The 13,744-nt window shown below is 68.9% G+C and carries 8 protein-coding genes; 1 reads left to right on the top strand and 7 read right to left on the bottom strand.

What is annotated here, in order from left to right:
• Positions 1 to 48: 48 nt before the first annotated feature.
• The 3 genes from ACSRUE_RS43830 to ACSRUE_RS43820 form a co-directional block, all read right to left on the bottom strand.
• Positions 49 to 1,263 (bottom strand): DUF2169 family type VI secretion system accessory protein, encoded by a 1,215-nt coding sequence (locus ACSRUE_RS43830; RefSeq protein ID WP_441288770.1) that lies wholly within the window; start codon positions 1,261 to 1,263, stop codon positions 49 to 51.
• A gap of 374 nt (positions 1,264 to 1,637) precedes the next feature.
• Complete coding sequence (locus ACSRUE_RS43825; protein WP_441288769.1) at positions 1,638 to 2,819, bottom strand: caspase, EACC1-associated type; 1,182 nt, start codon at positions 2,817 to 2,819, stop codon at positions 1,638 to 1,640.
• Between the two features lie 5 nt (positions 2,820 to 2,824).
• Complete coding sequence (locus tag ACSRUE_RS43820; protein ID WP_437761425.1) at positions 2,825 to 3,178, bottom strand: hypothetical protein; 354 nt, start codon at positions 3,176 to 3,178, stop codon at positions 2,825 to 2,827.
• Positions 3,179 to 3,477: 299 nt separating this feature from the next.
• On the opposite strand from ACSRUE_RS43820, the gene ACSRUE_RS43815 reads away from it, so the two are divergent.
• Entirely contained in the window at positions 3,478 to 4,077 is a 600-nt protein-coding gene (locus tag ACSRUE_RS43815; RefSeq protein WP_437943885.1) for a DUF1990 family protein, read from the top strand.
• Positions 4,078 to 4,309: 232 nt separating this feature from the next.
• Here the strand turns inward: ACSRUE_RS43815 and ACSRUE_RS43810 are convergent, their stop codons facing one another.
• The 4 genes from ACSRUE_RS43810 to ACSRUE_RS43795 are packed head-to-tail and all read right to left on the bottom strand — an operon-like array spanning position 4,310 to position 13,515.
• Positions 4,310 to 5,059 carry an HNH endonuclease gene (locus ACSRUE_RS43810; RefSeq protein ID WP_441288768.1) on the bottom strand — a complete coding sequence of 250 codons (750 nt, stop codon included), beginning with the start codon at positions 5,057 to 5,059 and terminating at the stop codon, positions 4,310 to 4,312.
• On the bottom strand, positions 5,001 to 5,444 hold the full coding sequence (locus ACSRUE_RS43805; protein ID WP_441288767.1) for a hypothetical protein: 444 nt from the start codon (positions 5,442 to 5,444) through the stop codon (positions 5,001 to 5,003). The genes ACSRUE_RS43810 and ACSRUE_RS43805 overlap by 59 nt, the downstream gene beginning before the upstream one ends.
• Positions 5,441 to 6,448, bottom strand: coding sequence for a nucleotide-binding protein (locus ACSRUE_RS43800; protein WP_441288766.1), 1,008 nt, complete (start codon positions 6,446 to 6,448; stop codon positions 5,441 to 5,443). The genes ACSRUE_RS43805 and ACSRUE_RS43800 overlap by 4 nt, the downstream gene beginning before the upstream one ends.
• On the bottom strand, positions 6,445 to 13,515 hold the full coding sequence (locus ACSRUE_RS43795) for a hypothetical protein (protein WP_441288765.1): 7,071 nt from the start codon (positions 13,513 to 13,515) through the stop codon (positions 6,445 to 6,447). Before ACSRUE_RS43795 ends, ACSRUE_RS43800 begins: the two co-directional genes overlap by 4 nt.
• Between the last annotated feature and the right edge of the window lie 229 nt (positions 13,516 to 13,744).

Here is a 13,744-nt window from a genome sequence, read left to right as displayed (position 1 = left end):
CGTTCTCGATGTGCGCGAGCCGCCGCTGACGCAATGCGCGGAGTCGGTCTACGAGATGGAATGCCCCTTCGGTGGGCGTGGCGTCTGCGGACTGGGCGCCGCCGCGAGCGACGGCTCCGCACCCGGGCGGAGCGGGAGCGGGGCCGCCGACCCGACGGGGGCTCGCTTCGTCTGCGCGGCGGTCGCGTCGGGGCGCTGGGCGGCGCCGCGCCGATCGCGCGCCTCGACGTCTTGATCGGACCGGTTGAGCGTCACCTCGGTCGGATCGGCCGCCGCGACGGCGCTCGGGGCGGCCATCGCGATCTCGGCAGGAGCCAGCCATGCGGGCGGGGCGCCCGGCACCTCGACGCCGACGACGACACGCACCGCCGCGAGCGCTGCTTCATCCGCGAGCGGGAAGCTGCGTCGCCAGACCAGCGAGCACGATTGCCGGTCGCCATCGACGTGCAGCGTGTCCAGCACGAGATCGAGCGGCTGCCCCTCCGTGACGCCGAACGCGGAGAGGCCATGGACGTGCGCGAGGGCGCGCGCCCCGGGGAGCCGCGTCCGCAGCGCCGCGAGCGTCGGGTGAAGCCCCGCGAGCACGAGCCACTCGTCGCCGACCAGGGCTTCGACGCGCTGATCGGGCGGGGCTGCCTGGAAGTAGCTCCAGTCGAAATCGTCGGGGATCTCGAGGAGGGGCCCCTCGAGCGCCTTGTGGGGCGTACGCCCGAGCAGCCGCCTGCGCGACGGCCACACGCTCCCGATCGGCGCGAAGCCCGCCGGGCGGTCGCGCCGCGAGGGATCCAGGACGGCCGGGCGATCGGTGCCGAACGGGTTGTCGGCCATGCCGATCCCTCCGAATGCGCGCTCGTAGGCGAGCGGGATCGCCTTCTCCGCGCCGCCGGGCTCGATCGAGAGCGCCTTGTCGAGGATCGGCCGCTCGCCGGCGAAGAGCGCGAGGCGCACGGAGAAGGGCGCCGCAGGCGGGCCCGGCGGCGCGTGCGCGTGGCCCGTGAAGAACACGTCGATGCGCGCGAGGTAGGGCGCGAGGTCGCTCGTCAACCGGACGCTGCGGCCCGGGTTGTTGTGATGGTGGATGTCGGCATCGATGATCGGCTGCGGCTCGATGGGGATCATCTCTGCGCCGTCGACGAAGGCGAAGGTCGCCTTGGCGATCACCGTGAGGTGGAGCCGCCCCCGCGCGCGCCACATCACCCCCGCCGCCGCCGTTCCGGAAGGCGCCGCAATCGCGCTGGGAATGGGCGGGGCCTCGGGCTTCACCGCGCCATGAGAGCACCGGGGCGTCGCGAGGGTCAAGCCTCGCCACGCGGCGACACCGACGCGTCGTCCACGTTCGCCTCGTCCACGTTCGCCCCGCCGGTGAGGTTCCTGGGCCTCGCAGCGCGGGTGAAAGCGGTAGAATCCAGCGACGACCGCAGGCTCCGAATCCGGCGAGTCGTCCTACCCATCATCCATCGGTCGAGGGCGAGGAGGAGATCGAGGAGGTCCTTGTGCATCGACGGGAGGGCGGTCAGGCCTCCCGCGGGCTGCGGGCGAGCGGTGCCCCTTCACCCTGGGGCGCGGTCACACCCACCGGGAGGGGCCGCGCTCGCCGGGCGCGCCGGAGCATAGCGCGGGCGCGCCTGCGCCAGGGTTCAGGGAGTGAACAGGGTGGCCGATCGCTTCTTCGGCACCGTTGGCGGGTGCGCGACCGTCTCCGCGGTCTGACGTGTGCCTGGGGCCTCCAGGCGGACCAGCCTGAGCACGGTGCCCCCGACGACGATCTGGCCGTTTTGCGGGAGCAAGGCGCTCGTGATGCGCTCCTCGTCGATCTTGGTCCCGTGCGTGCTTCCCTGGTCGATCACGCGCACCTCGTCCGCTCCGACGACGATCGTCGCGTGCTTTCGCGACACCTTCGGATCATCGAGGCGGATGAAGCAATCGGGCTCTCGCCCCACCCTGAACTCTCCAGGGTGGAGCACGAACCGCCGACCTGCGAGCGGCCCGTTGCACACGAAGAGCTCGTAGGTGATCGCGGCGTTCCCGCCCGACGCCGGGATCGTGGGCCGGAGCGGGGCCTTCGCGATGCGCAGCCGCCCCTCGTACTTCTGCGTCCACATCTGCGGGGTTTGCCGGCCTCCCTCGGCCTTGATGCTCGCTTGCACGTACTCGCAGAGCTCGTGGACATCGACGTATCCGTCCCGGTCCAGATCGGCTGTGCCGGTCGACAGACCCTCGACGATGTGGCGCGTGAAGATCGACTGCGGGGGCACCCCCACGGGCTGGTCGGCCTGCCACGCCAGCTGAACCGACGTCGTGGCGGAGATCACGACGCGACCCGAGCCGTCTCCCATGAACGTCCCGGCGATGTCGACGCTGTCCTGCTCGCTCTTGGCGGAGTTCTCGTACGCGCCGCTGTAGCAGCAGTCGAGGATCAGGACGATGCGCTTCGCGGGGCACTGATCGATCTGGCGGCTGATCCAGGCCGCGTCGACCGAGGTCGCGCTGAAGAGCTCTTTCTCCGTGTCGTGCGTGGCGAGGTGGAGGTGACCCCAGTCGTCCTTCAGGCCATGACCGGAGTAGTAGAGGACGAGCAGATCCTCCGGATGGCGGCGATGGAAGAGCGCGCCGATGGCCTTCCGGACCTCGAGCTGGCTGCCATCGACGCAGAGCTGGACCCGAAAATCGCCGATGTCCGGGTTTCCCATCGTGTCGGCGAGCTTCGATGCGTCGAGGGCGGGCGCCTGAAGCGAGCGCAACCTGCCGTCCGCGTACATTCCGTTCGCGATGATGAGCGCGATGCGGTCCCGTCCGCCCAGCACAGGATCTCTGTCCATGGCTGTCATTTGATTGCGCTGATGCGGCGCGCGAGGTCGAGCACTTCCTTCTCCCCGAGCGGCTTGTCCGAGGTGAACTCGACCTCCAGGCCGTTCTTCCCGCGGATGCGAATGCGGCGCCTCGGCGCGCGGACGACCCACTCATTGACGAGCTGAATCACCTGGGGGAGCACCGCGGGGAGCGCGGCGAGCGCGATCGCGCCGACGGTGAAGGCGTCTCCCTTGGCGTTCCTGGGGAGGCGCCCCTCGACGACGCGGGACGGGGCCGCGCCGGCGGTGCCGATGTCGCGCATCAAGCTCTCGAGCATCGTGTCCAGCTGGTCGGCCTCGACATCGGCGTCGTGAAATTTGAACTGCATGTCCATTGGCCATGCACCTCCTCGCTGTTACGAGTCGCCGAGGAGCGTATCAGCGCTCGCTGGCAGGTGCCAGCCGCACACGCGAGGTCGCGTGGCGCACGCGCCGCTGTCCTCGACCTGCGAAGCGCGCCTGAAGCCCGCTTCGCGATCGTCCAGCACATCTCATGTCCATGCTGAGCCCTCGGCGAGAGGTCTTTCGGATCCGTGCAGGCCGGTCAGCCGCGAAGGTGCTCCGCGTGCTTCGTCGTGGCCGGAAAGCCATCAAGATGGCGTCTCCGTGATCGGCTATCCTGCCCCTCGTGCTCTCCCGCGCCCGCCCCTCCGACGCCGCGATCCGCGCCTTCCTCGCTCGCCAGGCGGGCCGGCCGCTCTCGTACGCGGAGGTCGGCTGCACCGGCGCCGGCGATGGCCGCCCGCGGCCGCCTGCCGGCTTCAACGTCGACCACCACCGCGCGGTGCTCGGCCAGGGCGCCGCGCTCTTCGACCGCGCTGTCGAGGCGATGCGGCGCTGGGCGCAGTTCCGGCTCGGCTGGGTCGAGCTCTGCTATCCCGACGCTCCCCTCCAGGCCGGCGTCACCGTGGCGATCCTCGTCCGCGTGCTCGGGATTCACTGGCTCAACGCGTGCCGGATCGTTTACACGGTCGATGAGACGAGCGGCCCTGTGCGCCGGTTCGGCTTCGCCTACGGGACGCTCGAGGAGCACGGCGAGCGCGGCGAGGAGCGCTTCCTCGTCGAGCACGACGAGCCTTCCGGCGAGGTCGCCTACGACATCTTCGCCGTCTCCCGGCCGAACCACCTCCTCGCCCGGCTCGGCTATCCCTACGCGCGCCGGGTCCAGGCGCGGTTCGCCCGCGACTCCATGCGCGCCATGCGCAGCGCCGTGACCTCGCCGCCGTGAGGCGCGCCCGGAGCGGAGCGGCCCCGTGACGGGACCCGCGCGCCGAGCGCCTCCTCACCACATCACGCGAGCGCCCGCACGGCCAGCCGCCGGCACCCGGAGTCGCATCCTCCGCAGAACGGCTCGTTCATATTCGAGGGGGACGACCACCGGATCGTGCACACTCACCGGGAGGCCGGCCATGCTCGCCGGGCGGACGGAAGCGTGACCTGAGTGGCGCGATCACACCAGCTCAGAGATCGATGAGCTGGTCGGCGATCTGCGGAGGCATTGTCGGCTCGGGCCGACAACGGCACGCCGTGTCGGCGTCGACCGGAACCCCTTGATAACGTTCGAGCGCCTGCCGGGCGAGAGCAACCTGTTCGTTGAGACGTCGTGCCAGGCGGCGTATTGCCTCGGCATCCTCCAGCTTATTGGACATCACCAAGGATTCGAGAACGCGTGATAGTTCCTCGATCTCTGCCGGCGCCTCGAGCACCAGCGTGCGGCAGCGCTCGATGTCCTTGCGCCTCGCGGCCCTCCGTTGGACCCTGAACGGGTCGTTGATGCTGTAAGCCACCTCCGTGTATTTGCCGCTGCCGGTCTTCGGAGCCAGCTTGTCGTCCCGCACCTCGAAATGATCCGCCCAGGCGCTCGTCGTCGGGTTCAAAAGAACGTTTCCGTTGTCGTCGTGCAGCGGTTTCGTCGACCTCGCGCGGTTGCACCAGCGACATGCATACAGGCAGTTCGCATAGGTGCTGGACTGTCCAGCGTCCTCGCTCTGAGGGACGATATGCTCCACGGTGGTGAGGCCCGTCGGGCGTATCCCGTACTCGACGAGGTCCGCCTCGTGCAGCATGCAAAGGGCGCAAGTGAAGCCGAACTCCCACCGCAGGCAAGGACGGAAGGCGTGATAGCCGCGCTGCGATCGCGGCGGCGCAGGATCATGGCTTCGGGAGAAGGGGGTCGTCGGCGGTCTGGTCACGGGAGGCAAGATCTTCATACTTCTTCAGGATTCCTCTCGCTTCTTCCAGCAGCTGGAGGGCATCTTCGGACGGGGCCGGAAAAGTCGGGCGGTAATACGCAGACATCAGCTCTGCGTACTCGCGCTGCATCTCCACGAGCTCATCGAGCGCCAGCTGGAGACGCGCGGCGACGTCTCCGTCATCCGGGCGCGCGTTTCGTTCGTGCATCAGCGTGGCGATGCGATCGTGCTGCGCCCCGGTCTGCTCCTCCAGGGCGTCGATCCGGCTGCGCAGATCCGCGCGCCCGTCGTCAGCAGGGGCCTGGCTCGCAGAGAGCAGCTTGGGCCGTGGCAGGTTCCAGCGCATCATGCGCTCGGTCGCTCTCCGCCGCTCTACCAGCACCTCGGCGGTCGCCGTGCTCATGGCTCCTCCACCAGTCGAAGCGTCTTTTCCACCTCTGGCGGCACCTTGTCGGCCGTCACGTCGCCATCCCAGAAGAGCCGCGCCAGGCTGGACATCTCCGCGACGCGCTCGAGGGTCTCGTGGAGCCCAGCGGCCTCCAGGAGCGGGCCGACGCGGGCTCGCGCCATCGAACGGAGCGCGTTCAAGCCTTCGGTGTCCCGGTTCACGATGGGCTTGAGGGTCGGGATCCGCGCCCGCTGCCGTGCGACGTATTCGATCGCCGGCAGGATGTCGTTCGGATCGCGGCTCGTGACCAGGAACGGGTTCGGCGCCCACCGGATCGGTCCCGTGTGCCACGGTGGGTAGTCGTCGGGCATCGGCTCTTCGCGGAGCAGCGTCGATACAAGCACGAGTGCCTCGTGCGGGAAGCCCCAGATCCCTGGCGGGAGGTCGACGACCACGTCGCTGAGCGCTGGCACCTGCTGCGCGAGCGCGTCGAGGGTCCAGGCGAAGCTTCTCGCCCAGTCGAACGGCTGCCCGAAGAACCACTCGACGCTCTGGATCACATCGTCATGCGTCGACGAGGACGGCAGGTAGAGCACCCCGTCATCGCGCTCGTGGCGCCACAGCAGCGCGTCCACCCGCCCCGGTCGTTTGGTGCGGAACGCGTAGTTCAAGGGATCGTTGAAGTAGGGCGGCGGGTGCGGTCGGTCCTTCCACGTCTGCCCGTCGCGCCGCAACGCGTCCCGCCGCTGCGCGCGCAGCGCCCGTGTCTGCTCGACCGTGAGCAGCTCCCCGGTCGGCGGCGCTTCGAGGTCGATCGAGCCGTCATCGAGCCGCGTCACGGAGGGCGCGCGCAGGCGCAGACCATCCGCAAGCGACGTACCCGTGAGATCGCAGTCGACAAGGACAGGCACGCGTTTGCGGGCGGCGAGGAGCTTGGCGCATGCGGTGGCGAGCGTGGACTTCCCCACGCCGCCCTTGACGGAGCAGAAGGTGTGCAGGCGTATCGTCCGCCCGGTCACGGCGTACCCGCTTGCAGGCCGAAGGCGCCGATCACCTGGTCCATGCGGGGATCTTCGCGGAAGGGAGAGCGCTCCGCAAGCCGCAGCAAGAGGGCGCCCGCGACCTTCTGGGCGGGGGGCTTGCCATGCACTACGAGGCGTCCGAGCGCACCGGCGGCCAGCGCGACGACGTCCGCGCCGCGCCCGCTCGCCGCGGAGAGAACGGCCTCGGCGGCTTGCTCCACGCGGGCTGGATCACGCGCAGCCACGCCGAGGAGGTAGGAACCGAACGCGGCGGGAGCCGACGGGGTGCTGACGTGCTCGATCGTCAAGGCGCGCGCATCGTTCTCCAGGGAATCCACGCCGGCGGCGAAGAGGCGTACGAACCCCCACCAGCGCAGTGTCCGAGCGCTCGGCCCATCGACCATGGCGCGTAGCTTCGTCTCCAGGAGTGCGCGCTCCTCGGCCGTGAGAGCCTCCGCGACATCAGCTGCTGCGAGTACCAGCCGGTAAGCGAACCAGAACGCCGCTTGGTCGGAGTCTTCCAGACCTTGTGGATCCTCCGGGAGCACATCTATCCTGCGCGTACGCGCTTCCGGGCTCAGGTCGGCGAGGCGTCCGGGGTTCAGGTGCAGAAGCGCATTGAGCGCCAGATCAGGGACGTTTCCAGAAGCCTCCCATCCGAGCACCGAGCCGAGCTTCGGGCCCAGGTGGACGCCACGCGCGAGCGCGAGGAGCTTGTCCTCCAGCGCCGGCGAGGAGACGCTCCGCGGCTCGGGAGTTTTTTCTTTCGGTTCCTGGTTCCGGAAGATTTGCGTGAGCTCCTCCATCGTGCCGAGCGCATGGAGCACGGCAGCGAGGCGGTGGTCGAAACGGTCGCGACCGAAGCCGAAGGGATCAAGGATGTCACGTGGCTCCGCTGGCGGTGGCGCCTGTGCAACGAGGCGCCGAAGGCCATCGCGGCGTGCGTCGGGGGAGATGGCGCCGAGCTGGAGACAGAGCCACTGGAAAAGCCGCCAGGTGAGCCACAGGCCTTCACGCAGCGGGAGAACAGCCGTGCGAGCAAGCCGCTGCACCACCTCGCCGCATACGCGCAGGAGGGGGCCTTCCACGGCGCCCAGCGTTTCCGGCTCGGCCGGCTCGCTCACCTTGTTAAGGAGACGTTCGAGGCGCGCTGGGAGGATCTCTCGAAGGTCGACCTCCCCTCCCGGCAGCTTGACGAGCGGGCGGCGCGCGGCGGCGAGCCGGAGGAAGATCACATCGCTGGCCAGACGGGCGATCGGAAACTCGTCAGAGTGGTCGAGCCGATCGAGAGCTAGACCGACAAGTTGCTCGTCCTCCGGTTGCCGCAGCCACAATGGAACGGGCCCAGCAGAGAAGAGGCCAGGGATCTCGCTCGCCATCCAGAACAGTGCAGCACGGTCCTCACGAGTTGACCAGGAGCGAGTGAGGCGATTCTGAAGCACTTCCCGGAACGACGCCGGTAGCGGCTCGTTGGGCTCGGACAGAACGTCGAGCAAATCGTCGAGGCGAGGACGCTCGCCTCCGGTGCTGACTCCGCGCGTCTGACTCCACACGCGGATGAAGAATGGATCGTCACGGACGAGGCGAAATAATGCAGATGTTGATCTTCGGGCGTACTCTCGCAGCGCTTTTTCGTTCGTGGGCGTCCGCTCGATCTCTGCGAGGAGCTCGTAGAGCGCACCGTCATGCCGGCCCTGGAGAACCTTAAGCTCTCGGGCGATTCTGCGTCGATCGTCCCCTGCCGCCCTCAAGAAGGCCGCCTCTACCGGCGCGCGCACGGGCAACGCAGCCTCACATCCAGGGATCACCATCTCGTAGGCGATGCTCCTTCCATGTCGCACTGCTGCGGCGCCGGCGGAGAGAACGGTGGCGCCGTGCTGGAGTATCTGCTCGAAGTCGAGGCGTTGTGGCTCTGGCGCGTGAGGATGCTCCACGTCGACACCGCGCTGCCTGAGCGGGCGCTCCTCCCAGCTCGCCGAGAGGATCGCCAGCGCTTCTTCGCCCGCATCGACGAGAGACACCGCGTTGTCGGTTTTGCTTCTCTCGGGGGGATGAGCGAAGTCGAGCGTCAGCGCCTCGAACATCGGCGACCCTTCTCTCCTCCGCCCGTCGAGCAGGAGCCATGCCTCCCGGATGGCACGCTCATGAGCGGCGCGTCGCGCCCCGGTCCCGCTCGACCATTCCCTGATCGCATCCCACAGAAGGCGAGCTGCGGAGCTCTCGTAGTCGGTCACAACTCCGCCCTCCTCCCGCTTCCATGCAGTCATCGGGTTGTCTAGGAGCTTCAGGAGCAGAAATTGCAGCGTTTGCGCGAGCGAGTCGCTCATGGACGCTGCCGTCATGCTCTCTTGACGGACGAGCAGCGCGCGCGCGAGGGCGGCTTGCTCCGCCGCGGAGCGACCCGCTGCAGCCGAGCCGTCATCGTCGCAGAAGGCGCGAAAGATGCTCCCCGCGTATGTCGTCGCCAAGCGCATCCTGGCAAACTCTCCGCCAATGTGCCCCGGCGCCCTCGCCATCCATTCTTGATTGTCGAGGATTCGCTTTGGCTCGCTCTTGTCGAGCCCGCGATAGCGCCGCTCCAGCCGCAGGATCTCCTCCGCGGCCAGCGCATCAGGGAAGCCCAGCTCGGCGAGCTTGAGCAGCCGTGAATCGGCGTCTCCTCCGCGAGCAAGAAGGCTCCTGACGAGCGCCGGTAACGTGATGTCTCGCGCGGCGGCGGGGCGCACGCGATCCATCAAGGCGTGGTACTCGTCGTCGCTCTTCCAGGCCAGCATGTTCGTGAAGCCTGGCGCCCCGAGGGCGTTGGTCCCGAAGAAGTCGGCCGACAGCCTCCACCAGCCTGGACTCTGTAACACCGCGTAGCGATAGGCCAGCGCCTCTCGAAGCGGCTCCAGCACGAGCTCTTCTCCCGATTCCCCGTCTGGATCTCGCAGCGCCGGCAGGACGTCCACGGCGGGCTCGCGCTCTTCCTGGATCCAACTTTCCGCCAGCAGGGCGTGGACTCGCTCCGCCAGCTGCTCGGCTCGAATCGTGTCCGCCCGATCGTCGCGCTCGATCTGGAAGTGTGCCCTCGTGCGCGGTCCGATGCAGAACCGGTCACGATGGGCCCGAAAGACCGAGACGAGGACGTCTTCCTGAAAGAGCCTCTCGATGAGGTACCAAGGAACCAGGATCCGCGCAGGGAGCGGGTCTGGCATCGAAGCCGTTGGCTCCTGTCCACCGGGTAGGTAGGGCGCGATGCGAGCGCGCTGCGCTGCGTCGATGCACCCTTCGTCGTGGAGGTATCTCAGAAACTCCTGCGGCGAGATGCGCTGTGCATCGACGCCGACCTCCTCGTCGACGATCGCGGCGCCATTCTTTCGGGCGGCCGCCCGATCGTCGTAAGGAGCGCTGGGATCGGCTTCCAGTGCAGGGAGCTGCTCGATCTGGCGGAGCAGCGCCTCGATCTCGGCGAGCTTTTTGGGGTTTGCCTTGATCCGGAGATCGGCAAAGTCGTCGCGAATGCGCTCAGCGGCGCGCGGGAAGAGGACGAGCCGGCCGCTCGGGCCAAGGGCGGCGCGGAGCGCGCCGGTCAGGTCGAGGATCTCGAGGAGCAGCAGCTCCAGATCCGAGACCAGGATCGTCGCTCCCTCCAGCTGGAGCGCGGGCGGCTGGTCGCTGAGGGACACCGGCGGACAGAGGAAGCCCGGCGAGGAGAGGCGCCGTCGCTCCAGGATGCGCGTCACGAAGAGGGCGAGCTGAGTCCCGGAGGACGCGAGCGCGGTGGACGTCGGAATAGCGCCCTGCCGGACTAGGTGCGATACGGCATCAGCGAAGGCGCTCCGTTGATGGAGGAACTCTTCAAGCTCCGACGCGGGACGCGCTTGGAGGAACCCGGCTTCGACCAACCGTGGATAGTCGATGGGCTCCCTGTCTTCGGGCAGCTCGCCGAGCAAGAGGAGGAGCTGGAGCCGCAGGAACTCGGCCCTGGCGTCCGCCGGGAATCTCTCTTTGACGCGCGCCGCGATCCCCTTGATCCGCTGCGTTTGTGCCTCATCGAGCGCCCCCGCGAGTCGCTGCAGCGAGCCGACGGCGTAGAGCGCCTCCAGGTCGAGGCGATCGCGCTGGTCCTCGTACAGCCTCCAGGCGATCGCGGCGGCCTCCTCCGGTCGGTGCATGCGGAAGAGGAGCTGCGCGTGAACCACGCGGGCCTGAACGTCCTCGGGCCTGCGGTCCGCGTGGCGGCGCCATGCCTTCTCGGCATCTTCCGCGCGGCCGGACCGCTCTGCTGCGATGGCGCGTGTGCGCAGCACGCGCGGGCGGTCGTCCTCGAGATCCTTGACGAGATCCCACGCGGCGTCGGCCTGATCGTTGACCAGGAGTTGCTCGGCGAGGAGCAAGCGGCACCCCTTGCCGGGGAGCTGTTCGTAGGCCAGCTCCGCATGCCCCAGCGCCTCCTCCGGCCGGCCCTGGCTGGCGCAGAGCTGCGCGGTGATGTGCTCGATGGGCGCCCGCGCGGGGAAGTCGCGCGCCAGCGCCAGCACCTCGTCGAGCGCGCGATCGAGCTCGCCGCCGACGGCGCGCAGCTCCACGCGCGAGAGGCGCTCGCGCCACGGATGGTTGGAGGGATCGGTCGGGAGGACGCGCAACGCCTCCTCCAGACGGCCGTCCATGGCGAGGCGGAACGCCAGGCGGCGGCGGTCCTCGTACGCCTCCTCGCCGTCGTTCCCGCCCCCTGCCGCGTAGCGCTCCGGCAGCTGGTCATCGTCGTACGTGACCCCGCGGAAGACCTCTTCGGCGCGATCCAGGTCCCGGCGTGTCGCGGGCGGCAGCTCACGGTCACGGAGGGCACCAAAGTGCTCTTCGAGGGCCGCGATGAGGTCCGCGCGTTGCCCGATGGGGACCGGCACGGCCCTGGGGGGGTTCTCGAAGATCGTCCTGACGAGCGCATCGGTGAGCGCGATCGCTGCCAGGGCGGCGCTGAGCGCGTCGTCGTCCCCGCTCTTCAGCACTTCCATCGCGATCGCGGCGGCGCCCGCGAGGTCGTCGCGCGAGAGCAACGCCATGGTCGCGTCCAGCCGGATCGGTGCAGAGGGCCGTAGATCCGGCGGGATGTCGCCGCGCCGGATGGCGATCCTCTGCCTGATATCCGCGATGCGGCCGCGCTGCTCGGTGTCTTCCAGCGCATCGTTGCCGGCTAGCAAGACCTCTGCGCGGTTGAGATCGCCAACGAGCGCCGCGGCTTCGGCCAGGTTGAGTTGGGCCTTGACGGACAAGAGGTCGGCGTCGATCGTGTCGAGCAATCGCTTGGCCTCCTCCACCTCCTGCATGTTGAGGGCGATGGCGGCAAGGTTCAGGCGGTAACGCGAGACGCGCCGCTGCAGCTCGACGGAGGCCGTATCCCCGGCCGCGGCGAGCTTCTCCTCCGATCGCCGCAGCATCTCTCGATAGTGCTCTCGCGCCTCGGTATAGCGCCCTCCGTCGAAGAGCTTCGACGCCTCCTGGTTGATCTGCTCCAGGGAGGCGTCGAAGTCCTTCTCGTAGATGGAGAGCTGCTGCCGGAGCATGCTCTCTTTCAAAGGCTTAGGCCCACCCCTGACCGTTGTGCTCACCTCATCGGCCGCGCGTCTGGCCCTCCCGCTCCACGACGCCGCCGTCCGCTCCAGCTTTTCCCACGGCTCCTGCAGCCGGGTGACGACCGAGCCGAAGGCTCCGGCCTGGCGCTCGCTGACCCATCTCTGGATCTCGTCCGCCGCGCCGCGCGCGAGCGCCGCGCGGAGCCCGTCTAGCGGGAGCACCTCGTCGGGCAGCACGATCTCGCGCGTGAGCTGCCTGATGCGCTCGAGATCCGATTCGTCCTCGATCTCGTGCACCAAGCGCTGCAGGCGACGCTGGCGGGCGCTGGCACCGCTGGGGATTTCGGGCGGTGAGGCCGCGGCGAACGCCTTCACGGCGCGGAGCCGCTGCCGCGCGTTCATCTCCGGCGCGTCGAGTACCGCGACGAGCCGCTGGTACCACGCAGCGTGGACGCGATCGACGCCGGAGTAAACGAGCGACGCCGCCGCATAGGGGAGGATCGGAGACGTCGAGGCGTGGCGCGTCGACGCTCCTGCCGCCTGGTGGCCGAGGTCGATGTCCGCGATGACGATGCCCTCTTCTCCAGGTTCCAGGTACCCTGCGTGCTCGGGGAAGATGCGGAGATTCTCCGCCCGTCCCTCGTCCACGTAGATGCTGCTACCGCCGCCCGCCATATGGTCGGCGTAGAGCACCGGACGACCCTTGCGCCGCGCCTCGTCCAGCGCCTTGGCGTCGAATTCGGCGAGCGTGTGCCTTCCCGTGAGGCTCGGCGCGGCGATGAGCCTGCACTGCGAGAGGTGTGGACCGACGTGCTCACGGTGAGCTTCGCTCTCGCGTTGCAGAAGGTCCAGGCAGGTGAGCACGCCGAGCCGCCCGCCGATGCTCTCGGGCAGGTCGATCGGGGCCCAGTTTTGCCCTGGTTGCAGGAAGCGGAGCTCCGGTTTGGCAGGGTGGAGCTTTGGGATCAGCGCGAGCAGGCGGCCGCCGTACAGCACCGGGCTCACGGCGCAACCGAGCAGCTCGTCGTGATCGGCGCTGCTGCCGAGCTTTTCATAGTGCCGCTGTTCGAGCGTGTCGTCGTCGACGAAGTGCGTCCCGGCGACGACGACGGTGTCCGGCGCCGTCCTGGCGATGCTCTCCAGCAGAGCGGGAGGGATGCTGTACTCGGGGAAGACGAGGATCTGCACGCTCCAGGCGCGGCACGCCTCGAGGATCGCCTCCACCTTGCGCTTCGTCTGCGCGAGGTAGGCCTCGCGAATCCGCCGCCTGAGCTGCTTGAGCGGGTCCTTGAGGAGCAGCGGCGCGCTGTCCTGGCCCTCGGGAAGCAGGGACGATATCTCCCGGCCCAGCTCCCAGAGCGGATCGTCCAGCGCGCTGGGTCTGGGGACGGGGACCGCCGGGTGGTAAGCGAGCTGGACCACGCCCACCCGCACATGGCTCGCCGCCGCGGCCCGCTGGAGCCCGCTCGTCTGTCCGTCTTTTCGTAGTATTTCCAGAGAATTGCTCATGGCTGCGGCTGCGCTGGCCGCCGGATGGTAGCCCCGGCCCGCCGAGGGGGCGAGCGACGTGTGCTCGCTGCGATCGTCCCGCCCACCGGCACCCGGACCCGCATCCATCGCAGCGCCCTGAAGCTCCACAGCACCCGGATCCGCCTTCTCAGAGTTCCCCGGGAGCAGGTCGACGCGCGGGTGGGGCTGCGCGGCGGCTCCTGGAAGTGAAAAATCATACAAAAATGCC

The organism is Sorangium sp. KYC3313, assembly GCF_052075895.1.
GTDB classification, from domain to species: domain Bacteria; phylum Myxococcota_A; class Polyangia; order Polyangiales; family Polyangiaceae; genus Sorangium; species Sorangium cellulosum_B.
Note: the sequence above shows the minus strand (reverse complement) of the source record. Positions and strands in the feature narration are given on the sequence as shown.